The 21,757-nt window shown below is 43.6% G+C and carries 22 protein-coding genes; 5 read left to right on the top strand and 17 right to left on the bottom strand.

The genetic code is table 11. The features are described 5' to 3' along the window. Nucleotides 1-32: 32 nt before the first annotated feature. From K3F53_RS01840 to K3F53_RS01815, 6 genes are all read right to left on the bottom strand, one after another. A complete protein-coding gene (locus tag K3F53_RS01840) occupies nt 33-302 on the bottom strand; it encodes a FeoA family protein (RefSeq protein WP_057900061.1) in 270 nt (89 codons plus the stop codon). Between the two features lie 202 nt (nt 303-504). Continuing rightward, nucleotides 505-1,245 (bottom strand): ABC transporter permease, encoded by a 741-nt coding sequence (locus K3F53_RS01835; protein WP_057900062.1) that lies wholly within the window; start codon nt 1,243-1,245, stop codon nt 505-507. A 15-nt stretch (nt 1,246-1,260) separates the two neighbouring features. Beyond that, on the bottom strand, nt 1,261-1,998 hold the full coding sequence (locus tag K3F53_RS01830; RefSeq protein WP_057900063.1) for an ABC transporter permease: 738 nt from the start codon (nt 1,996-1,998) through the stop codon (nt 1,261-1,263). Continuing rightward, on the bottom strand, nt 1,995-2,906 hold the full coding sequence (locus K3F53_RS01825; protein WP_057900064.1) for an ABC transporter ATP-binding protein: 912 nt from the start codon (nt 2,904-2,906) through the stop codon (nt 1,995-1,997). The genes K3F53_RS01830 and K3F53_RS01825 overlap by 4 nt, the downstream gene beginning before the upstream one ends. 224 nt (nt 2,907-3,130) lie before the next feature. After that, complete coding sequence (locus K3F53_RS01820; RefSeq protein WP_057900065.1) at nt 3,131-4,045, bottom strand: DUF3600 domain-containing protein; 915 nt, start codon at nt 4,043-4,045, stop codon at nt 3,131-3,133. Beyond that, entirely contained in the window at nt 4,035-4,625 is a 591-nt protein-coding gene (locus K3F53_RS01815) for a sigma-70 family RNA polymerase sigma factor (RefSeq protein WP_057900066.1), read from the bottom strand. Before K3F53_RS01815 ends, K3F53_RS01820 begins: the two co-directional genes overlap by 11 nt. Before the next feature lie 201 nt (nt 4,626-4,826). On the opposite strand from K3F53_RS01815, the gene K3F53_RS01810 reads away from it, so the two are divergent. Then, nucleotides 4,827-5,057 carry a hypothetical protein gene (locus K3F53_RS01810; protein WP_057900067.1) on the top strand — a complete coding sequence of 77 codons (231 nt, stop codon included), beginning with the start codon at nt 4,827-4,829 and terminating at the stop codon, nt 5,055-5,057. Between the two features lie 410 nt (nt 5,058-5,467). Then, nucleotides 5,468-6,910, top strand: coding sequence for a MocR-like pyridoxine biosynthesis transcription factor PdxR (pdxR, locus tag K3F53_RS01805; protein WP_057900068.1), 1,443 nt, complete (start codon nt 5,468-5,470; stop codon nt 6,908-6,910). A 165-nt stretch (nt 6,911-7,075) separates the two neighbouring features. On the opposite strand, the gene K3F53_RS01800 is transcribed toward pdxR, so the two are convergent. From K3F53_RS01800 to K3F53_RS01755, 10 genes are all read right to left on the bottom strand, one after another. After that, entirely contained in the window at nt 7,076-8,503 is a 1,428-nt protein-coding gene (locus tag K3F53_RS01800) for a sensor histidine kinase (protein WP_057900069.1), read from the bottom strand. Then, nucleotides 8,500-9,225 carry a response regulator transcription factor gene (locus K3F53_RS01795; RefSeq protein ID WP_057900070.1) on the bottom strand — a complete coding sequence of 242 codons (726 nt, stop codon included), beginning with the start codon at nt 9,223-9,225 and terminating at the stop codon, nt 8,500-8,502. The genes K3F53_RS01800 and K3F53_RS01795 overlap by 4 nt, the downstream gene beginning before the upstream one ends. Nucleotides 9,226-9,355: 130 nt before the next feature. Then, entirely contained in the window at nt 9,356-9,685 is a 330-nt protein-coding gene (locus tag K3F53_RS01790) for a hypothetical protein (RefSeq protein ID WP_057900071.1), read from the bottom strand. Nucleotides 9,686-9,873: 188 nt separating this feature from the next. Continuing rightward, nucleotides 9,874-11,994 (bottom strand): sigma 54-interacting transcriptional regulator, encoded by a 2,121-nt coding sequence (locus tag K3F53_RS01785; RefSeq protein ID WP_408863274.1) that lies wholly within the window; start codon nt 11,992-11,994, stop codon nt 9,874-9,876. 185 nt (nt 11,995-12,179) lie between these two features. Then, nucleotides 12,180-12,467, bottom strand: coding sequence for a biotin/lipoyl attachment domain-containing protein (locus tag K3F53_RS01780; protein ID WP_220559281.1), 288 nt, complete (start codon nt 12,465-12,467; stop codon nt 12,180-12,182). A gap of 14 nt (nt 12,468-12,481) precedes the next feature. After that, nucleotides 12,482-13,861, bottom strand: coding sequence for a putrescine aminotransferase (locus K3F53_RS01775; protein WP_057900073.1), 1,380 nt, complete (start codon nt 13,859-13,861; stop codon nt 12,482-12,484). Between the two features lie 133 nt (nt 13,862-13,994). Then, on the bottom strand, nt 13,995-15,452 hold the full coding sequence (locus K3F53_RS01770; RefSeq protein ID WP_057900448.1) for an aldehyde dehydrogenase family protein: 1,458 nt from the start codon (nt 15,450-15,452) through the stop codon (nt 13,995-13,997). 807 nt (nt 15,453-16,259) lie between these two features. Beyond that, nucleotides 16,260-16,478, bottom strand: coding sequence for a twin-arginine translocase TatA/TatE family subunit (locus K3F53_RS01765; protein WP_057900075.1), 219 nt, complete (start codon nt 16,476-16,478; stop codon nt 16,260-16,262). 24 nt (nt 16,479-16,502) lie between these two features. Continuing rightward, nucleotides 16,503-18,140 carry a PhoX family protein gene (locus tag K3F53_RS01760; RefSeq protein ID WP_220559280.1) on the bottom strand — a complete coding sequence of 546 codons (1,638 nt, stop codon included), beginning with the start codon at nt 18,138-18,140 and terminating at the stop codon, nt 16,503-16,505. A gap of 206 nt (nt 18,141-18,346) precedes the next feature. Continuing rightward, entirely contained in the window at nt 18,347-18,634 is a 288-nt protein-coding gene (locus tag K3F53_RS01755) for a hypothetical protein (RefSeq protein ID WP_139184986.1), read from the bottom strand. Between the two features lie 643 nt (nt 18,635-19,277). On the opposite strand from K3F53_RS01755, the gene K3F53_RS01750 reads away from it, so the two are divergent. Then, entirely contained in the window at nt 19,278-19,619 is a 342-nt protein-coding gene (locus K3F53_RS01750; RefSeq protein ID WP_220559279.1) for a hypothetical protein, read from the top strand. 273 nt (nt 19,620-19,892) lie between these two features. Here the strand turns inward: K3F53_RS01750 and K3F53_RS01745 are convergent, their stop codons facing one another. Then, complete coding sequence (locus tag K3F53_RS01745) at nt 19,893-20,108, bottom strand: hypothetical protein (RefSeq protein WP_057900079.1); 216 nt, start codon at nt 20,106-20,108, stop codon at nt 19,893-19,895. A gap of 166 nt (nt 20,109-20,274) precedes the next feature. Here K3F53_RS01745 and K3F53_RS01740 point away from each other — a divergent pair, with 166 nt between their 5' ends. Next, the gene (locus K3F53_RS01740; RefSeq protein WP_057900080.1) at nt 20,275-21,468 is read left to right on the top strand and encodes an MFS transporter; all 1,194 of its coding nucleotides are present in this window, start codon (nt 20,275-20,277) and stop codon (nt 21,466-21,468) included. A 67-nt stretch (nt 21,469-21,535) separates the two neighbouring features. Continuing rightward, nucleotides 21,536-21,715, top strand: a complete 180-nt coding sequence (locus K3F53_RS01735) for a hypothetical protein (RefSeq protein WP_057900081.1) — start codon at nt 21,536-21,538, stop codon at nt 21,713-21,715. Nucleotides 21,716-21,757 lie beyond the last annotated feature (42 nt).

The following is a 21,757-nucleotide window of genomic DNA, read 5'->3' as shown; positions in this document are numbered from 1 at the left end:
AAGCTCTTTTCTCCTCTCCGCTTGTAACCCTTTCATTTGTCTTCCTCCTTATTTCGCAACGGTTCAACCATGATCTTCATCGCGTCTTCCTTTCGTAATCCGATAAGCGTTCCACGCACCCGGTACGCCACCGGGTCGCCGATCGGGCTGCGCCGTACGGCTTCTACTACGGTCTGTGGCACAATTCCTAGATCCAGAAGCCGCCTGCGCACTAAACCCTCGCCAGACAGCGCTACTACTTTCGCTTTATCACCAGGTAAGAGCTCCGCTAAAGGGATAATTCCTTGCTTGCTGCCAACCATCCAATCACCTCGAAACAACTTGACAATTAGCCAAGCGCTAAATATTTTACCAAGCTCAACTTTTTGTCTAAAAAAAGAAAAGGATATTATTTTCCTCATATAAATTATTTTGCATATGGGCAAAAAATGCAAGTAGTTTTTCTTTCCGTTACATTATTTACTGTATTTCCTATCCATCCTTTTTGTGCTATCCTCTCCATTTTCATGTCATATCCCTGTTTTTAAACTCGCGCAAGCCAAACGTCATGATGATAACAAACAGCGTAACGGCAATGCCATACATTAAGAGTCCTTTATCAAACCGTTCCATCGAAGGTGCGAAAAATGTAGTAATCGGATACGTCCACGGATAAAAAATCCACAGTTTTTCCGAGTTCGCAGCGAAAATTGCCGGCGCCGCAAATCCGACGCCAAGGGTCAACGGAATCCCGATGTGGGAAAAACGAAAACTTAGCACAAATTGAATCGCGATAATAGGCAACGCGGCCACAAACGCCAGTGCTCCTCTGCCCAGCAACAAACCATAAGGTGCCTGTCCTTCCGCTCCGGTGATCCATCCCCCTGCCAACGTACCGCCGCTCAATACCGCCATATTAAGCAAAACAAGCATGCAGGCTATCACTAATTTCGCAACATAAACCTGACCGCGCGTCACCGGAAACGTCAATAATTGTTTCCATCCGCCGTGAACATTTTCAACGCGCGCAAGCAAAGCGATCAGCACCGTAATGACAAGCGGCATCAGCATAGTAGGATACATAAACATGCATTGTTCATACAGTATTTCCCATTCTGTGCGCGTGCTTCCGGCAAAAACCGTATCCCGATAACGAAGAAAATTCCCTACGCCCTGCACCACCAAAAACAGCGGCACAAGTACGGCGATCCATATCATGCCTGAACGGCGCAGTTTTAGCCATTCGGCCGCAAGCAATTGTTTCATCCTCTTCCCTTCCTCCTATACAATGTCCCGGTTCTTAAATTCGTGCATTCCCAGCACCAGTAATAGCGGTCCAGCAATCAGCCCGCTCCATACGGGACGGTTGTTTGCAATGTCTTCTAATGGTGTCGCATAAAGAATCGTCACATGCGGAAAGAAACTAAGCATTTCGGATTGAGCAAAAAAAAGGGCGCATACGCTCAAGGTAATCCCAATCGCAATCGGTACAATTACATTTTTAAAACGGGAGCTTAGCCAATGCTGGATGCTAACGATGCCAAGCACACCCAATGCCTGATATAAGGCATAGCGACCGTACAGCTCCCAGGCAAATGGTTCGGAAAATTCAAGTATTTTACCGACTACAAACAATCCGATAAACAAAACAAAAATAGCAAGATATGTAAGCAATAATATTAAAAACCACTTTGAAAAATAGACATTTCTTCTTGTCACCGGCAAACTCAACAAATGTTTCCACGCGTTTTCGCTGAACTCCCGGTAATGCACAATCGCAGCAATTAACGTAACTCCAATCGGACAAAAAAACGCCCACAAAAACATTAACTCACCCAGTATAATTCCCCAGGAACCAAGTCCCGCATTGCTCTTCTTTGTAATTAAGTAATCGTAACGGACACCTACATCAATCCATACGAGAGCCGCAATCAGCAGCGGGCCACCGATAACGAGCCACCACATCACACCGTTCTTCTGCTTATACATCTCAGTCATAAAAACAGCCAGGCGACTCATACGCTCTGCGCCTCCTTCGTTAGTTCAAGGAAAATATCTTCCAGCGATTTTCTCTCTTCGCTCAAATGCCATACTTTATGACCGCTTAATACAAGATGACGGTTAACGTTAGCCGCTTCGCTTTTATCCGTATTAATGTAAAGAATATCCTCGCTTTTCTCTACGCGATACCCGGCATTAAACAACAGTCTCGCCGCTTCGTTCATCTTATCTGTTTCTACACGCAGCTTCGGCTTACTGCGGGCCTGCAATTCCGAAAGCTTGCCCTGAAACAGCAATTGCCCTCGGTTGATGATCCCCACCCGATCAGCAATCAGCTCAACCTCACGTAAAATATGGCTTGATACAAGCACCGTAATATTCATGTGTTCAGGTAAACTGACAATTAAATCACGAATTTCGTGAATGCCCGCCGGGTCAAGACCATTCGTCGGTTCATCGAGAATGAGCAATTCCGGATTTCCCAATAGCGCCTGCGCGATGCCGAGCCGTTGCTTCATGCCCAGCGAATACGTTTTGGTCTTTTTGTTCTTCCATTCAGTCAGCCGGACAATGTCAAGCACACGATCAATATCTTTTTTATCCGCGCCAAGCAGCCTGCGCGTCACTTCCAAGTTTTCATAGCCGGTCAAATGTCCATAATAGGAAGGCGATTCTACAAGAGAGCCGACTTTCCGGGCGATGTCCAGTCTATGGCTTGCCAATGGTTTACCGAAAATGCGAATGTCTCCTGACGTCGGCTTAATCAGCCCAAGCAACATCCGAATGGTTGTCGTTTTTCCCGCACCGTTCGGACCGAGAAATCCATACACTTCCCCTTTTCGCACTTGTAAGGAAAGGTTGTGAACCGGTGTAAATTTTTTAAATCTCTTGGTTAGTTGCTCTGTTTCGATTACAAATGAAGTCATGGCTATTCCCCCTATCCTCTCGATTTAATTTGACTTCATTGTACTGTCCGTATCTTAATCTCCCTTTTAGCGTTCCTTAATTCTTTCTTAATTACGCTCTCGCAAAAAGAGCCTTCCTTCTCCGGAAGACTCTATATAAATCACATTTGATATATCGACATCCTTGTATGGTTTAAGGGAAGAATCATGTACATAACATGCTCTACTTTACAACTATAGCTACTCTATTGCTGTACGATAGAAAGCGCCACCTTCTCCAGTTCGGCTTTCGGAAGCGGACCGGACACATGAATATGGTACGCGCTTTGCTTTCCTTTTGCGGGAACGATGAGAGAGAGTCCATTTGCGTTGCGCTTGTCTTTTTCACCATATAACGCCTGAAAACCTTCAAGCGTATACTCTTTTATATTGGAATACGTACCGAAGAGATGAACGTCATCCGGGTCTTCAAGCTCCTGCTGCAAAATGCCGAGCCCTTCTTCTCCTTTCTCATAATAGATATTAATGACCGGCTTCCGTTCCTTTGTATCCTTGCTTACTGCTCCTACTTCGGTGCGCAGCACATAACCTTCCGGTACATACGTCGGCTTTCGCACCGGAAATGTCAACAGCTTTTGCGACTCTTCCAAGGTCAAAGTGTCAACGGGGCTTTCTTCGGCCGCCATTATTTTCGCCGAATAAGGGGCAAGCTCTTTTTCCAGTTGGTTGTAACGTTGTTTTTCCTCTTCGCTCAAACGGCTTGCATCAAGCGTTCCGTCCGGCCCCGCCATTTTCGCATGATAGCCCGCAGCTTCTTTCAACAAAGCTTCCATTTCCTTGTATTCTTTGCTGTTCAATACCCTTTTGGCCTGTGCCAGCTTTTCTTCAACATGCTGATATTCTGCTTTCGTGCCTCCCTGGGCAACGAAGTTCTCCTGAGAGCCGAAAATACCGTCCGACAAATATGAATAACCTGCGAATCCTGCCGTCGGAATCATAATTGCCGCTGCCGCAACTCCCGCTATCAAACGTTTTTTCATTCTCTTCTGTTCCCCCTTATATGAAATACTGCTTAAAATTCGGTTTCTCATCTCAGGTGTTCCTTTCATTCGTTCCGCCTCTGCTTTCAAAATCTGACGCAACCGATTCTCAATGTCCATGACTTTCCCCCGCCTTTCCCAGAGAATAAGCGTTCGTATACGATATGTTACGAAGCTTTTCGAGAGCGAAATGGAGCCGTGATTTTACCGTGCCAACCGGAATATCCAGAATACGCGCGATTTCCTCCTGTGAATACTCGTACAAATACCGCAGTACAATTACCTGTTTGTACTTATAAGGCAAATTGTCAACCAGGCGAATCACCTCAAGACTATCCAGCCTGTCCGCCACCTCCCCTGAAAAATCCGGCTCGGTTTCCTGAGAAGTATATTGTTGGTTTTTCGCCAATAGGCGAAATAAACGCCATCTTCGTCGCCGATAATTGTTCACTTGCCGAATGGCAATTCCGATAACCCAAGAGCGAAAAGATCGAGCCGGATTAAACTTCGGCAGCGATTTATATATTTCAATGTAAATCTCTTGAATGACATCTTCAGCACTCGCTCTATCTTCAAGCAAAAAGCGCACAGTTCCCGTCACATCGCGCACCGTACAATCATAAATTCTAGCAAACGCTTCCCTGTCACCAGCAATCGACCGCCTAATGTTCTCCAACAATTCTTCGTTTTCCTGCTCCATCGCATCTCACCCCCCTTTTTGATTCTACATTTGATATTGGTTCAATCCATTTCCATCGTTCATTTTTCTTTGCAAAAGATACATTTTCTTTTCTATTGCGCTAATAGATGAGGAACTTTCCGCTTATTCCCCATTCTCCGTATACCATCGCTAATGTATAATAAACGTTGAAAAAATTACATCAGGAAAAGAGGGAACAAAATGACGGAAGAACAAATGACAATGTTTAAGCAAATGTTCGAAAATGCGCTTCAGTTGCCGGAAAAAGAGCAGCTGACGCTGTTTGAAGCAATGGCGCAAAACGCAAAAACATTTCTGGAAACGAACAAAGACTTTACGATAACACCGGAGATGCTGGAGATGTTCTCCCGTCTCTCGCCACAAGTGCAAGAAAGAGTGAAAGAATTCCTTGCTCCGTACATTAATAAATAGCTGAATTTCTTCCTCCACCATATGGCTAATCAACAAGTGTGCCTCTTAAATGACAAAAAGCCGATTATTTCTCCATCAAGAAATAACCGGCTTTACTTATGTCATAGAAAATCTTTATTATTTTTATAAAAAATCCAAATGGCTCCACCGAAAACGACAAGACAAATATGGACTATCCAAAGAAACATATTATCGCTCATATTCCCACCGCATTCCTTAACAATATTTACCTTCATATATTTTAACTTTTTTCATTTTTCCTCCCTCTTCTACATCAAATCAGCCATTTATACCTTTAGAATAATTAAACATGAAAAAAATGGACCATCCAATTCAACTTTTTATTTACCATCCACTTGTTTATAATAGTTTTTATTCAACCCGGATTCATAAGAAAGAGGAATATGAATATGGAATGGAAACCTGATCGTTTGCATGATAAACCTATTTATAAACAAATTGTCGAATATATCGAATACCGGATTTTCAACGGAGAATATCCTCCCGGAAGCTTATTGCCTTCCGAACGCATTCTTGCCAAAGAATTGAACGTGAATCGAAGCACAGTGGTCACGGCCTATGAGGAACTGCGCGCATCAGGGCTTATTATTAGCAAACAAGGAAGCGGGACACGCGTGAGCCCATTTCTTGCGGAGAATTCTAAAGAACGGGTGCCGAATTGGAATCGATATGTGGTCGGAGGCTCTCTTTTACCCAACATACCATTAATCCGCCGCATCCTAAAAGAAGCGCTCAATAAAGATCTTATCGATTTAGCCACAGGAGAATTATCTCCTGATCTATTTCCGCAAGCACAATTTCAACAAATAATAAAAACAGGAAACTTCAATTTTCATTTAGGATATGAAAATCCGCAAGGAAATTTCCAGTTGCGTGAAACGATTGCTAACCATGTAAAAAAATACAAAAACATTGATGCAACCGCATCCTCCATTCTCATTACTTCCGGCGCGCAACAAGCGTTGCATCTCATTGTGCAATGCCTGCTCAAACCGGGAGATTCGATCGCTATCGAAGATCCTTCGTATTGCTATTCACTGCCTATCTTTAAGTCAGTAGGTTTAAAAGTGCATTTGTTGCCGGTTGACCAGAATGGAGTAAACCCTGATGATCTCCTGACTCTTCATAAAAAACATCGGCTTCGCATGATTTTTCTAAATCCAACTTTTCAAAATCCAACAGGAGTCAGTCTGCATCCCGAACGTCGCAAGAAAATTCTCGATATCGCGGCAAAATACGGAATCCCTATTATCGAAGACGATCCGTATACGTTAACCGCTTTTGAACAGGAACCGTTTCCTACGCTAAAATCTATGGACCCTTATGGAATTGTTCTTTATATTAGCTCTTTGTCCAAGATCGTTTCTTCCGGCTTGAGAATAGGATGGATTACCGGGCCGCAACGGGTCATTAACCGCCTGTCCGATGCTAAACAGCAGATTGATTTCGGACATAGCATTTTTTCACAGTGGATAGCGAATGAATTTTTGACGTCTCCCTATTTTCATGAACATATAAATCAACTTGTATTGGAATTAAAAAAGAGGCGGGATGCTATGGTTTCTTCAATAAAGAATTATCTTCACGATCACGTCGAATTTTTTATTCCCAAAGGCGGAATCCATATGTGGTGTAAGATGAAAACTCCTATACATGAAGAAAAGTTACTCGAAACTGCGCTGAATTATGGAGTGATTTTTGTACCCGGAAGTGCTTTAGGGACAAAAAAAGGATATGTTCGATTTACTTTTGGTCGAGCTTATGAGGATACGATTGAAGAAGCTATCTTCAAGTTTTCTGAAGCATTTTATAATCTGGCCAATAAAACTTAAATGATATAAAATTAATGTTTCGAAATTTATATGATGGTAAGAGGGGTAAAAAGGGAAAATGGGGAGAAGAAAAAGCAAGCCGGAGCCCCTTGTCTTTATGCAAAGCCCTTCTTCCTTCCTCTCTTACTTTCCCTTCCAAACAAATATCAAACCATGAACACATATTTATAATTTCTTGTCTTTCTGCCGCAAAAAAACAACACGAATCGCTGTTCCTTCCCCAAGTTTGCTTGTGACACAAATTTCACCGCCATGCGCGTCAATAATTTGTTTGGCAATCGCCATGCCCAGACCGGAGCCCTGATGCCGCTCATTCGTGCTCGTCCCGCGGTAATAGCGGGTGAACAGCTTATCTATCTCTTCTTCCGCAATCCCTTTCCCACTGTCCCGAATAAGTACTGTCACCATTTCCGCTTCTTCTGTCACGGTTACACAGACACGGGTATCGGGCAGATTATGAATAACCGCATTGTATATAAGATTGGTAAAAGCACGAGTGAAATAAGCCCGGTCCAGCAAAAGCGGTACATGCTCTTTGTTTGTAACAAATTCGATCGCTCTATCTCCGTATTGCGGATCGTTCAACAAATCAATAATAATTTCCCGGACAAGCTCAACCACATTTTCTTCCTTTTTTTGCAACGGAAGCAGATTATTTTTTAACTGGTATGTCAACCGTAAATCTTCCAATAATTTTTCCATATAGCTCGTTTTACCAACAATAATGTCGGCATATTTTCGCCTTTCGTCCGGTGAAATTTCATAGTCTGAATCGGCCAGCACTTCCCCAAACCCTTTAATGGAAGCAAGCGGCGTTTTTAAGTCATGCGAAAGATTTGTAACCCATTCATCACGCATTTTCTCTAGCCGCATCCGTTGCACCTCGCTGGCCTTTAGGGCATCAGCCAGCTGATTCAAACTTTTATATACATCTTTATACAAACCACGTATGTTGTATTTTATGGAATAATGCCCTTGTGCCAGTGCCTGTATACTTCCGATAATCTCGACCAAGGGCCGTGTCAACTTGCGGCCAAAAAAATACCCGATCGTAATCACCATTAAGAATGTTAACACAAACACTGCCAAAATGACTTCTTTCCAAAAATTTATCATTTTGAACGGGCTAAACGACATCACATATCGGGAAATCGTATGATAATGAAACCCAAGAATGTACGTCCATTTCGTGTCCTCATGAGTAACCCAGCTAACAAACAACGTCGAGTCTTGAATCGAAGCGGTATATCTGTAATAATGCACAAGCTCTCCCGGCGTATAATGCTTTGGGGCAGCTTCCGGCTTATTCAGATTGTATACTTCAGTACCATTCGCATTAAGTATCTGAATCCAGGCTCGCTTCTTGCTTAGTTCTTTCTTTCCTTCAGGCGAAACTTGCGGCTTATCATCCACAAATACGATAAAACGGCCAAACTTCCGTGTATATTCCTCATAAGGAAAAAAGGAGATGAATGCGTTTTTCTCCGGTTCTGCCGATGAAAAATAAATAACGGCCGCTAAATTAATAAACGTAAATGCGACCGTCATCAAAATGAGCGGGACAAGGAACAAACTGGTCATCTTCCACTTCATGCTTGCACTTTCCCCTCATTCTGCAATTTATATCCAAGCCCCCGTACCGTCAGCAAATACACAGGAGCAGACGGGTTGTCTTCCAATTTTTCACGCAGATGTCGCATATGCACCATAATGGTGTTATCATAACCGAAATACTCTTCTTCCCAGACTGCTTCATACAGTTTGCTTTTGCTGAAAATTTGGTTCGGATGGCGCGCAAGAAACAATAGCAACTGATATTCCTTCGCAGTTAACGCTACCAGTTTCCCTGCCTTCCGCACTTCTCCACGCTTGGCATCAATTTCCACATCACCAAATGTGTATACTGTCTCTTCTTTTCTGCTTAAATAATAATGGCGGCGAAAATGAGCTTTTATCCGATACGCTACTTCCTTTGGGCTGAACGGTTTCGTAATATAATCATCACCACCGAGCCCAAGACCAAGGATTTTGTCCGTATCCTCGTTTTTCGCCGATAAAAAAAGAATCGGTGCCACCGTAATGTCACGCAGGCGCCGGCATACTTCAAAGCCGTCCATATCAGGCAGCATAATGTCAAGCACGATAATATCCGGCTGATGTGCACAGCACATATCAATTCCATCCCATCCGTTTGATGCCTTATAAATATGAGAGAATCCTTCTTTCTTTAACACGGTTTCCAGCAAATGCAAAATATCTATCTCATCATCGATCAGCAAAATTTTTTTGGCGGACATATCCGGCATCGCAAGCATTCCCGTCACCTCAACCTATCGTATGCGGCATGGATTTTCCGTCATTATAACACATTCCAAAATCCTCTTTCCTTAAGCCTGGCTTAAATTTCGCATAACAAAAAAGCCGTCCTCTAATAGGACAGCACGTTTATTCGATGTGCGAATGCTCTTGAGCCAACGCTTTTTCCAGCAGATATACGATGTACGGATGCCGATAATTACTCTGGTGCTCCAAGCGATAGAGCTGACTCCACAGGGAGTTATATGTACTTCTGTATTGTTCAGGTACATATTCTCCGAAGCAATGTTGCAAATGAACCAGACGCCATTTCGCATATGCCCTTTCCTGATGGCTATTTTTCTTTTTTCCTCCATCAATAAGCGCCATTTGCTCACTTGCTTCATGCAATAGTATCTCTACCATTTTTTCAAGACTGGCAAACTCTCTGCCGTCAAATTTGCAAGATAAATTTGACATTTTCTCCCCCATAATCAAAAATAAAAACATTTCCATGAGTTAAATATAAAAAATAGCCATACAACGAATATTATATAGGCCAAATATGATAAATAACAAGATATATCCTCCTATTTTTGACCTTTTCACCTAAAAAACCCGCCCATTCGCACCCCTCTCAGACTTGCGAACCAGCGGGCCAAACAATTTTATGCATGCATACTCGCCTGCTTTTGCACAATTTTTTGGTATTTGCGACTGACGGAAGACTGGCTAATGCCAAGCACCTTCGCCGCCATGGTGGTCGTTTTGTAACGCTCCATCGCCAGCAAAATTAACTGCTCCTCCACATCTTCGAGCGCTTCCTGCAATGGAATCAAATTCGTGATAATCGGTCTTACTTTCGTTGAAGCTTTTTTCCATTGCAGGAACCGATTCAGATGATCGGCGTGAATCATTTCTTCTTCGGTCGTCACGACCGCCCGTTCAATGATATTCTGCAACTCGCGGACATTCCCCGGCCAAGAATACACTTCAAGCAAATTAAGTGCGTCCGGACTCAATTGAATATCGCGGTGATACTTCTCGTTCAGCTTCTGCAAGAAATAATAAGCTAATACCGGAATGTCTTCCGGGCGCTCTCGAAGCGGCGGAATATGAATCGGAATTACATTCAATCTATAAAATAAGTCTTCACGGAAGCTTCCTTCCTCTACTTTTTGTTCTAGGTTTTTGTTGGTTGCAGCGATAATCTGCACATCGACCGGAATCGTCTGTGTGCTGCCTACCGGAATCACTTCCCGCTCCTGCAGCACGCGCAACAGCTTTACCTGTAGTGACAGCGGCATTTCGCCAATCTCATCCAAAAAGAGTACGCCACCGTTCGCCTTTTGAAAATACCCTTCCTTCCCTCTCGGATCGGCGCCTGTAAACGCCCCTTTTTCATATCCAAATAATTCGCTCTCCAACAAATTTTCCGGGATCGCGCCGCAGTTGATTTTTAAAAACGGCTGGTTCACGCGTGCGCCCAATTGATGAATCGCCTTGGCAAACACCTCTTTACCAACGCCGGATTCACCGGTCAACAACACGGTGGAAGAAAATCGAGCAATCTTTTCAATTTCGCGCATAATACGGTCAATTTTGGGACTGCAATATACAACGCTTCGGTTTAACGTATGCCTGCTTTTCAAACTTTCCAATTCTTCTTTATACTGCTGGGACAGCTTTTTCATTTCTTTTAATTCGCTTTTTAGCTTTGTCGTTTCTGTAATATCGCGGGATGCAATGACAATCCGTTCAATGTTGCCTTCTTCATCAAACACTGGATTTCCAACTGCCAGCACTTTTCTTCCGTTACTCATATCCTGAATAACTGAAACTTTTCGTTTTCGCTCAAGCACAAGGCGTGTAACGGATGGTTTAAACAGCCCTTGATCTTCCAGTTCCAGCAAATTTTTGCCTACGAGATTTTCTAAATCATCCTGGCGAAAATTCAACGTGTTATTGTCGCTAAAACGCAACAATTCCCCTTTATGATTGACAACCAGAATCTCGTCATAAATGGTAGAAAGAATCGCTTTTAAATCTTTATTCAAATCTTTTACATAATCAAGTTCCATCGCCATCTCTTCTAGCATCGGCAAATCCTGTACCACAATCACAACGCCTTTAACCTCATGTTCCGGACTAAGAATTGGACTATAATCAGCTAAAATTCCCATTTCAGGACGAATATGAAGTTGGTTAAGAATCGTCTCGCCTGTGGCGAATACACGTTCAATTTGTTCCGCGCCGAAAATTTCACGCGCTGGTCGATTATGAATTTTCTCTTTCTCACAGCGGATCATGCGCAATCCTTCATCGTTATAATTGATGATACTCCCCTGTTTATCCACCACAAAAATCCCCTTTGGAATCGATGAAAGAATCGTTCGGAACAGATCAATATTGTGGTTGTCTTGCCGCAGAAGTTCTATCAAAATGTCTTCCCTACGCAAATATCCGCATACTTCATCCTGCTTATTCTTTACAATAACAATCTCTTCCCCGAGCAGCTTAAATACATCAGATACAGATATATCGCAATAAATATGGTAAGCAAAATGCAGCGGTATCAAATGTGCCTGCCAGAAAGGAATTTCATTGTTTTCCGCTTCCTTATCGGACGATAAATCCTGGACACGAACATAGCCAATGACTTCCTCTTTTTTCTTGACAAACAAAACCGGTTCTTTTTGCTCTTCTAAATAACGTTCAACTTCAGAAAATGACATGTCTGTAGATATGGTATGAATTTTTCGTACATTCTCTTCGGTAAATACCAGCACTTTCCTTCCTCCTTCCGTTCAAGAAATTATGCATAAACTAATTTTATTATACACTACTGCATACATATGAGAACAAGCAGGAAAGCGTTAAAACTTGTTCCACACTTCCTGCTTGTTTTTATTCATCCGCGCATAAATCGCTCATTTTGTCATTTTCATCATTTCCGGCTTGCGGGGCTTCTTCCCTAATATATGCGAGTACCATATGCTGGAAGCTTTATACTACCTAGGCAGAATCCCTCGCCTTCTTCCCTAATATATGCGAGTACCATCCCTGGAATTATCCGATCCCCATTCGCTACTTCATAGGAATATACATAGCCAGCAGTATCGGCTACGATTTCTTCGATCATTCCGTCACTCGTACGAATCAAGAACAATGTCTCCCATTCGTAAAAGTATGAGGCAGACGGATGTATAATCTTTTCTACTTTTCCATAATAAGGACTAAGCACCGGATACTGAATGACCATCTACCTCACGCAGCCTATACGAGAACTGCTTTGTCTACCTCTTTTAGCACCTTCGCAAATGTTTCACATACTTTATCGCACTGTTCTTTTTCAATCGTTAACGGTGGTTCGATGCGGATTGTTTTCGCATTGATGAGTGTTCCCGCTGTCAAAACTCCATTATCGAAGAAGCCTTTTGCCACTTCGTATCCAATTTCGTCACTAACGAATTCGATACCGATCAAAAGACCTTTACCACGTACTTCAAGCACTTTATTTTCATGTCCTTTAGCCGCTTCACGCAGCCCGTTCAACATATATTCTCCCATTTCCGCAGCGCGTTCCGGCAGTTTTTCTTCAATTAACACGTTAATAGTAGCAAGAGCCGCCGCGCATGCCAGCGGGTTACCGCCGAATGTTGTTGTATGCAGGAACGGGTTATCGAATAGATGAGAGAATACTTCTTCCGTAGCAATGGTTGCGCTTGCTGGCATAACGCCGCCGCCGAACGCTTTTGCCAAAGTCATAATGTCCGGTGTCACTCCATAGTGTTCTGCACAGAACATTTTACCCGTACGGCCCATACCTGTTTGCACTTCATCGAAAATCAGCAATGCGCCATACTCGTCACACAGTTCACGCAACTTCGGCAGATAATCGTCCGGAGGAATGATAACTCCACCTTCGCCCTGAATCGGTTCAACGATAACCGCCGCTACATCCTCACCAACCATATGGCAGGCATGCATCGTTTTCTTCATCATATCAATATCACCAAACGCAACATGACGAAATCCGCTTACCAGCGGTATAAACGGCTTACGGAAAACGCCTTTTGCCGTACCGGACAAGGAACCAAGACTCTTGCCGTGGAACGCCCGTGTCGTCGCGATAAAAGTGCTACGCCCTTCTTTATGGTGATAGATTTTCGCTAATTTCAGTGCTGCTTCCACCGCTTCGGTACCACTGTTGCCAAAGAAGGAATATTTTAAGTCGCCCGGTGTGAGCATAGCCAACGCTTTCGCCAGCATCGCGCGCAGCGGATCCAAAAGATCCTGGCTATGCAATGCCTGCTTATCAAGCTGATCCTTTACCGCTTTTACCACCTTTGGATGGCGATGTCCCACATTATAAATACCGAAACCACCCAGACAGTCAATGTATTCTTTGCCGTTTACATCAATAAAGCAATTCGGACCCGAGTCTTTCCATTCTACGGAAGCGTATTGTCCACCTTTCGTAACCGATTTGCGGTACTCAAGAAATCCAGAGTTTACGTTTTCGCGGAACCCGTTCACGGTTTCACTCGTAATCCATTGTGCTTCCTCTTTCGTTACATCAGTCTTCTCGATAATGTCCAAAACTTTGGCTGTATATTCGTATACCTCTTTGTATTTGTTCATAGTTGTTTCCATGCTTTGATGCCTCCACTTTCATTGAATTTATTTAGCCAGAATGCATTTCTTTCCGCATCCGGCCTGCAATCTTACCGTTTTTTTTGCTTTATGGCTTGATACGATATATAGAGATAGAAGAAAAATACCAGTATTAGTTTTTGAACCAGCCAGTCGATTCTACCTGTAGATTGATATTAATTTGTTTTACTTCCGTGTATTCTTCGTAACCGAATGTGCCGAGTTCGCGACCAATACCGCTCTGCTTATATCCACCCCACGGCGCTTCGTTGTAGGTCGGATGATAGCAGTTGATCCAAGTGATCCCCGCGCGAAGCTTACGAATCACGCGCTGTGCTTTTGCACCATCCTGTGTAAACACCGCGCCAGCTAAGCCGTAAACCGTATCGTTTGCCAGTTTAATCGCTTCTGCTTCATCCCTAAACTTCTGTACAACCAGTACCGGTCCAAAAATTTCTTCCTGTACAATACGCATATCCGGTGTTGTGTCGACAAAGATCGTTGGTGCCACGAAGTACCCTTTGGCCAGCTCGCCTTTCGTAATGCGATATCCACCGCAAACAAGCTTCGCGCCTTCTTCCTGGCCGATCTTAATATAATTCAACACTTTCTCCATGTGCGCTTCGGAAACCAGCGGCCCCATCTCCGTCTCTTCTGCCAAGCCTGGCCCTACCTCGATTTTTTTTGCGCGTTCTACAAGACGCTCGATGAACTTGTCGTAAATGCTCTCTTCCAGCAAGAGACGAGAACCTGCGGAGCATACCTGCCCTTGGTTAACAAAAATACCAAATAGTGCATAATCTACCGCTGTTTCAAAGTCTGCGTCCGCAAATACAATATTCGGGGACTTACCGCCCAACTCCAGCGAAATTTTCTTCAGGTTCCCAGTTGCAGCCTGCATAATGCTTCGACCAGTTTTCGTGCCGCCCGTAAACGCTACTTTGTCGATGTCATAGTTAACCGCAATCTCATGCCCCACCGTCTGACCTGCGCCAAGCACCAAGTTAACTACGCCAGCCGGGAATCCGACTTCTTCGAAAATGCCGAACAGCTTGATGGCAGTCAGCGGCGTTACTTCGGAAGGCTTAAATACAACCGTGTTGCCCGCAGCCAGAGCCGGAGCGAGTTTCCAAGCAGCCATCAGCAGCGGATAGTTCCACGGGATAATCTGGCCGCAAACTCCGATTGGTTCACGGACAACCATTGCTTGTATCGGGTCCGCAACTTCGTATGTTTGACCGTGCGGTTTCGTGGCAAGCCCCGCATAATAACGAAAGCAAGCGACCGCGTCCGCCACGTCGATCCGAGTCTCACGCAATGGTTTACCATTATCTTGTGTTTCCAGTCTGGCAAATTCGTCCGCTCTTTGCTCCAGCTTGTTCGCAACTTCGAACAACAGACGCGCTCGTTCGCTCGCCGGAGTGTCCCACCAGCCATCTTCATAAAAAGCACGTTTTGCTGCTGCCACAGCTTTGCGCACATCTTCTTCATTTCCTTCAGTCGTTACTGCGATTACTTCACCATTGGCTGGATTCACAACCTCGCGCGTATCGCCTGTTGAAGATTCGACCCATTGTCCGTCAATAAACATTTTTAATACTTCAAAAGCGCCCGCTCCCTGTACGCTTTGCGACCCTTGTGTCTTTGCCACTTCTGCCATGTGCAGTCCTCCTCGCTCTTTTCCATGTTTAAATTTTGCGATTCGCTTTTTAATTTCTCGCAAAACCTGTGCCAAATTTAAAAGCGAACGCTTATCTTTTTACGAATAGCATCATATCAACACTTTTTCATAGCCTCGTAACCCTTTCATTTTTTATTAATTCAGACATTTTTATGCGTTTTTGAATAATTATATTCATATAAGCATAATCATGATATTAGTATTGGGAAACAGCCGGAGCGAATGCTGGTAACGCAGTTATAAAATTTGTGATGTTTAACACATCACACTCTTTCTCTGGCAGTTCCTGGTTGGAAATTGTATGGCTAAAAAGATGGGTAACGGCGCCGAATGAATCAATACCACCTCCGTATTTTCTTTTGATGTCTCAACATGACACATATCATCCTTATTTTTTATAGAAACAAAAAACGTGCCAGAACCAAACAAAGCAACCATACGGCCATTTTGTATTTTTCCTTGAGCGGTAATCAAAATAACACAATCTAGCAAGATTAGCATCGTTCTTTTTAAAGTTATGCTTATTTGCATAACACCAAAATATGCTTCCTCTTTCTGCGTCTGTGTTCACTTTCAACGAACAAAGTTTGTCTGTCCGCATCCTCAATCCAAAAGCAGTATCCACAAAATATCTAGTAAGCATCGAATAATCAACCGTTCTTTTTTCTATGCATAAAAAAAGAACGGTACCCACAGATACCGTTCTTTTCGTAACGATTACGAAAGCTTCTTAACTTTCTCTTCAGAATTGACAAGCGCTGGCGTGCTTTTCTTCTCTTCGTCATCATCCTGCGTTAAATTTTTCGCCGCCGACTTAAACTCTGTTAGCGTACGACCAAACGCACGGCCGATTTCCGGCAATTTGTTCGGCCCAAATACGATGAGCGCAATCACAAGAATGAGAATCAGTCCCGGAATTCCGATATTTGATAGCATAATGCTATTGCCTCCTCTATTTAATTAAAATCCAGTAATCGCTACAACACCCGGGAGCGCGATGGAAGCGCCGCCACGCGGCCAGTGGCTAGTCGGTGCCGCGTATGATTCCAGGTTCTCACCTGGATGCTGTACAGACAGGAATAGTGTTTTTTCATCCGGCGTAAACCACGGGCCGGTCATTTCAGCACCGACTGGGGCAGACGCGAACTGTGAAGCGATCCCTTTATCCGGGCCTGACGTCGGGATGAAGAACAGACCGTTATTGCCAAACGTTTTATAGATTCCGCTATTCATCGAACTGGAAGAAATATCGGTTACAACCCAGAGGTTGCCTGCACTATCAAAAGCAAGGTTATCCGGCGCAGCGAATCCGCTCTGCGGACCGCCTGCCGCAAAAATTTCAAACGTAAACTCTTCAGCAGCGTGATTGTTATCTTCTTCGAATAATCTGATAACTTGACCGTAGAAATTGCCATGCTTGGAGTTATTAGTCAGAGAGATAAATACCGTGCCGTCAATTGGATGTACTTCCAAATCCTCCGGCCGATCCATCGGCGTTGCACCTACTACCTTCGCGGCCTCCCGACAATTAACCAACACATCAGCCTGTGATTTAAAGGCTTTTTGCAGCGCTTCATTCTTCTCATAGTCCAGGGCAATCCATTTCCCTTTGCCGAAATTAGCCACATATAACGTTCCTTCTTCAAGCAGTTTCGTGTTTGCTTTCCCTGCATCCTGCTTATATGTTCCTTTAGAAACATATTTGTATACGTACTGGTCATTTGCGTCATCTCCCATGTAGACAACTAACTGTCCTCCCGGCGCGATGGTCATTGCCGTATTTTCATGAGAGAAACGGCCAAGTGCCGTATGCTTCTTCGGCGTGGAATTCGGATCAAACGGATCAACTTCTACCACCCAGCCGTAATGTGTTGCATCTTTTCGTTTCGTGTCTTCAACAACGCTGTCAAAGTTCTCTTCACAAGAAAGAATGGTGTTCCAGAGCGTAACCCCGCCGGAACAGTTGGCGAATGTGCCAATCACTTCGCGTGTGCCGCCTACCGCTGGAGAACCAGCGGCCGGTCCTGTTAATGTATGCTTGGTCAGACCACTAACACGCCGTCCGTATTTCGAATCAGAAATCAAGCGCCACTGCCCGTTTTCTTTCTTAACTTCAATGACAGAGCCCCCCAGCGAGTACAGGTACTTTTCGATTTGCTCGGCCGTGCGTTTATTATTTTTCGGATCAGCATTTAGAGCATCGTACCCAGTCACATAGTATTCAAGCTCGCCAAGGTATTCATGGTTCACCCAGAGTAGACCATGTTCACTGCTACCGTTTATCGGCAGAAAACAGGTAAAGTCTGCGTTGAACCCAAATGTATCACCTTTTGCATTAATTTTATCTCCATACAAAGCGACAATGTCATATTTGTATCCTTGCGGAAGCACAAGATCATCTTTATCTGTTGCCTGGATTGGTTTAAACTTTACTTTCGTTGGCTTACGCTTATCCTCACTTAAACCAAAAAGATGGTTCGCCGTTCTCTCGGATAATGTTTTTTCAGCGGCAAAGGCCGGAATTCCTGTTGCAAGAGAAGCCAAAGCAGCCGTTCCGGCGCCTAAGTATGTAAGAAATTCCCTCCGGTTCATCTTCATGAAAGATATCACTCCTGATTTGTTAAATTCGTGTCCCTTTCTTCCTTCCAACCACGCAAGAATATCGAAATATCAAATGATATTTATGTACATTCACCTTTATTTTATAAGCCGTTTTTTATAGAACTTTTAATTTTGATTTAAGTACATGTAAAGATTATGCAAACACAAAAAAGACCGCCCGCTTTCGGAACAGTCTTGTCTCGTCACTTTTTCCCTACTATTATTTCTCCCGTATGCGCCTCGATAAAACGCAACTCACCCGGTATCGAAGGAAATATAGGCACATATGCTAGCTCGTAGTACTCTTTGTTATCCTCCGTATACTCTTTTCTCCACTGCAACTCAAAATCCAATTTGGAACAAAAACATGCTACTGCTTGTTCATTTGAAACAGATGGCACAGGGGAAATCGCCTCAAATTCCTCAGGAAACACATCAAGCCCCAGATATTGATCGAGCTTGCCTGTTGTTCGATTTACGCAAATCACCACACTTCCAAACCGAAGCGGAACTTCATGATGAAAGGCGCAAAATCGAAAGAAAACTCTCGCCTCTTCTGTTTCACTCTCGCTTTTTTCTAAGCGAAGAAATTCGTCTGCACAAAGTATACAGGCGGTGTTTCACAAGTATTTGTTTGCAACCGTCTGAAAACCCACGGTTTTCATCATGGGATAAAAGGCGGCGTTGCTCTGTATCCCATCCATGGGTATGCTTAGAGCAACCATTTCCTGTATAATTAAATATATGAGCGACACTTATCCTACTGGTAGTAGGTCACATGTTCCTGTGGACGTCATGGTATAAGGTTCTGATAGCGAAGTAAAACCATGGGAGTGAACGCACGAATAGCGTACTGGTGGTACGCTGCCCATGTGGGTACATGCGGTGTAGTATGGGATGGGATGACACCCCACCCTGAACTTGTGCGTTGTCCAAAGCGAACGGCGGGCGCTAATGCCCCAAGAATCCCACGGCTTTAGCCGTGTGGAGTATCAATCTTAGTCATTCAGCATCCATAACATAACGAGAAAAATAAGAGAGCAGGAAACGTTGCGACTAACGAACTAGTTAAATACCTCTTGCGCTTGGCTTAGAAAGGACAATTTTAAAAATATAAACAGGAGGTGATGAAAAATGAACGATAGGTTTGATTTGATTTTGTCAGCTTTACAAGGAGTCCAAAGTGAGGTTCAAAACCTAAACCAACGTATTGATACTTTTGAAAAAGGGATGAACCAGCGCTTTGACGAACTAAAAGATTCTATTAACTGCAAACACATTGAAAGTATCAAAGCCGATGAATTGATTCTTCAATCTTTAGAAACTGGACAACAGAAATTACTTTCCCGAATTGAAGACGTAGAACGAGGTATGTATCGCCTGGAACGAATGGAGCTGCGCCAGAATCGAATGGCAATGAAAGTGGACGAGCTAGAAGCGGATATCGCCCTGCTCCGCGATAAACTGCAAAATTAATCTTTTAGAAGTCGGCCATGAAAATGTCGGGGCTTTTTTATATAACATTTGCTCATTTTTTCTTGCATCAAGCAAAGCCCCTCTCCTCTCTTTTGCCACATATAAGTAGTAAAACAGTACGCTTAAATAAGTACAAAGAGATATCGTATTGTTTTTTTCGTGAAACTAATATTCCGGTCATCTTTTTAAACATAAACGAATGCCGTCAACCATAACTTCTTTATCCGTATCTTCGATGGATTCCTCCAGAGCCATCTCATAGTTGGGGCCTCCTCAACCAGCTCCAGCAATAAAAATGCGGAGAATATCTTGCTTCGGATATTCCATTGTCTCCTTCAGCTTCGCAATCGCTTCCGGAGTTACGCGAAGCATATCTTCACCTTCTTTCTGCTTCACAGCGGATGCATTTATTTTCTCACCAAATACCCTTGCATTATTCTTTTGCCCATTTCCCCAGTAAATTTTCAATCCCGTATAGCATATGTCCAAATAGTAAATACCCTATATACCCCTTATGGTATATTATAAAAATTTTTTATGTTGTCAATCCACTATAAACTAAAAACCATCTGTGGAAATTTCTGTTTGCAAAAAGAGAAGTACGGCAGGGTACGCTAAAAACGACCGTCTCAATAAGATAAAAAGGAGCTTTCATATGAAACAAACAGGAAAACTGGACAGACAGTCCTGGCTTCTTCTGCTAATGAATACGCTATACCTTATCTCCGTCGGCCTCTCCAACACTTTCGTCAATATCTACCTGTGGAAAGTAAAAAAAGACTATGCCATGATCGGATGGTTTAACTTTTTTACCTTCTTTTCTATTCTAGCTACATTTTGGATCGGCGGTCACCTTATAAAAAGATGGGATCGTGTCATAAGCATTCGCCTCGGCGTTTTCATTCTGGCCATATTTTATCTAACTGTCCTCATGCTCGGTCCGTCAGCCACAAACTATGTCGCTCTGCTTGGCCTTTTGCTTGGCATAGGAGCCGGCTTCTATTGGCTTGGATATTACGTTATGTATTTTGAAATTACCGGGCCAGAAAACCGAGATGTTTTTAACGGGGTGAACGGACTGCTTATGTCGATGGCCGCCGGAGGTGCCCCGTTGCTTGCTGGATGGCTCGTCTCACACCAAGCAAATGGATACCGGCTTATTTTTTCTATTTCGCTCATCATTTTCACTTTGGCGGTAGTGGTCAGCTTCTTTATCACCAAAAGAAAATGCGAAGGACACTTTTCATTGCGCAGTGTATGGAATGATACCCGCAACGTTTCACGTTGGCATTACGTCGTGTTTTCCTATTTTTTCTGGGGTATGCGAGAAGGCGTAGTTGTCTTTCTCGTCGGTTTACTGGTGTTTATCGCCTCTTCAAGCGAATTGACAGTAGGAATATACGCATTTCTTACGTCTACTCTGTCACTTGTGTCTTACTATATTGTGGGAAAATGGATTCGTCCTCACAAACGGGAATATTCACTTTTTATCGGAGCTTTCATGCTCATAGTGGCCGTTTTGCCACTGCTCTCGCAAATCCGCTTCAGCACACTGCTTTTGCTTGGTATCGGTACCGCTCTGTTTTACCCTTTTTTTGCCGTGCCCCTTGTTTCCACATCATTTGATGTGATCGGGGAAAGCATGGAGAAAGCAAAATTAAGGGTAGAATATATCGTTATTCGCGAGTTTGCTTTCAGCCTGGGGCGTCTGCTCAGCACGCTATTATTCGTATTGCTCGTCATGGCGACCACAGCTACCAAAGCGCTCGTACTGTATCTGATCGGGTTAAATTTACTGCTTATGCTCTGTTGGGTTTTTATGCGAAACGTTTTTCCAACTCGCGCATAAATACGAATAAAACCGTGAACAATAAAAGCATAAGTCTGAATGTTACGGAAAGGATGCGACATGTTTTGTGACATGTTTAATGAAGGAACGATATATCCTCGCTTACTTTAATACACCCGAACAGGCGGAAAATATCCGACAGCAGCTCGCGTTAGCCGATGGAATTATTGACACACAGGTGAACCGCATCGGATTGTACCCAGAGCCCCAAACAAGTCATTTCATAAAATACCATTACAGAGAATAACGAAAGGGTACGATTCGGCTAACCCCTAGTCGATCGGCCATT

Source organism: Aneurinibacillus thermoaerophilus (genome assembly GCF_019603355.1).
GTDB lineage: Bacteria > Bacillota > Bacilli > Aneurinibacillales > Aneurinibacillaceae > Aneurinibacillus > Aneurinibacillus thermoaerophilus.
This window is presented reverse-complemented; position numbering and strand designations above follow the sequence as displayed.

Bases quoted from the DNA above. Each gene is read 5' to 3' on its own strand.
- pdxR (WP_057900068.1), top strand. From the start codon at position 5,468: ATGGAATGGAAACCTGATCGTTTGCATGATAAACCTATTTATAAACAA.
- K3F53_RS01810 (WP_057900067.1), top strand. From the start codon at position 4,827: ATGACGGAAGAACAAATGACAATGTTTAAGCAAATGTTCGAAAATGCG.
- K3F53_RS01790 (WP_057900071.1), bottom strand. From the start codon at position 9,685: ATGTCAAATTTATCTTGCAAATTTGACGGCAGAGAGTTTGCCAGTCTT.
- K3F53_RS01760 (WP_220559280.1), bottom strand. From the start codon at position 18,140: ATGAAGATGAACCGGAGGGAATTTCTTACATACTTAGGCGCCGGAACG.
- K3F53_RS01780 (WP_220559281.1), bottom strand. From the start codon at position 12,467: ATGGTCATTCAGTATCCGGTGCTTAGTCCTTATTATGGAAAAGTAGAA.
- K3F53_RS01800 (WP_057900069.1), bottom strand. From the start codon at position 8,503: ATGAAGTGGAAGATGACCAGTTTGTTCCTTGTCCCGCTCATTTTGATG.
- K3F53_RS01765 (WP_057900075.1), bottom strand. From the start codon at position 16,478: ATGCTATCAAATATCGGAATTCCGGGACTGATTCTCATTCTTGTGATT.
- K3F53_RS01770 (WP_057900448.1), bottom strand. From the start codon at position 15,452: ATGTTTATTGACGGACAATGGGTCGAATCTTCAACAGGCGATACGCGC.
- K3F53_RS01825 (WP_057900064.1), bottom strand. From the start codon at position 2,906: ATGACTTCATTTGTAATCGAAACAGAGCAACTAACCAAGAGATTTAAA.
- K3F53_RS01775 (WP_057900073.1), bottom strand. From the start codon at position 13,861: ATGGAAACAACTATGAACAAATACAAAGAGGTATACGAATATACAGCC.
- K3F53_RS01750 (WP_220559279.1), top strand. From the start codon at position 19,278: ATGAACGATAGGTTTGATTTGATTTTGTCAGCTTTACAAGGAGTCCAA.
- K3F53_RS01840 (WP_057900061.1), bottom strand. From the start codon at position 302: ATGGTTGGCAGCAAGCAAGGAATTATCCCTTTAGCGGAGCTCTTACCT.
- K3F53_RS01820 (WP_057900065.1), bottom strand. From the start codon at position 4,045: ATGGACATTGAGAATCGGTTGCGTCAGATTTTGAAAGCAGAGGCGGAA.
- K3F53_RS01795 (WP_057900070.1), bottom strand. From the start codon at position 9,225: ATGCTTGCGATGCCGGATATGTCCGCCAAAAAAATTTTGCTGATCGAT.
- K3F53_RS01830 (WP_057900063.1), bottom strand. From the start codon at position 1,998: ATGAGTCGCCTGGCTGTTTTTATGACTGAGATGTATAAGCAGAAGAAC.
- K3F53_RS01815 (WP_057900066.1), bottom strand. From the start codon at position 4,625: ATGGAGCAGGAAAACGAAGAATTGTTGGAGAACATTAGGCGGTCGATT.
- K3F53_RS01740 (WP_057900080.1), top strand. From the start codon at position 20,275: ATGAAACAAACAGGAAAACTGGACAGACAGTCCTGGCTTCTTCTGCTA.
- K3F53_RS01835 (WP_057900062.1), bottom strand. From the start codon at position 1,245: ATGAAACAATTGCTTGCGGCCGAATGGCTAAAACTGCGCCGTTCAGGC.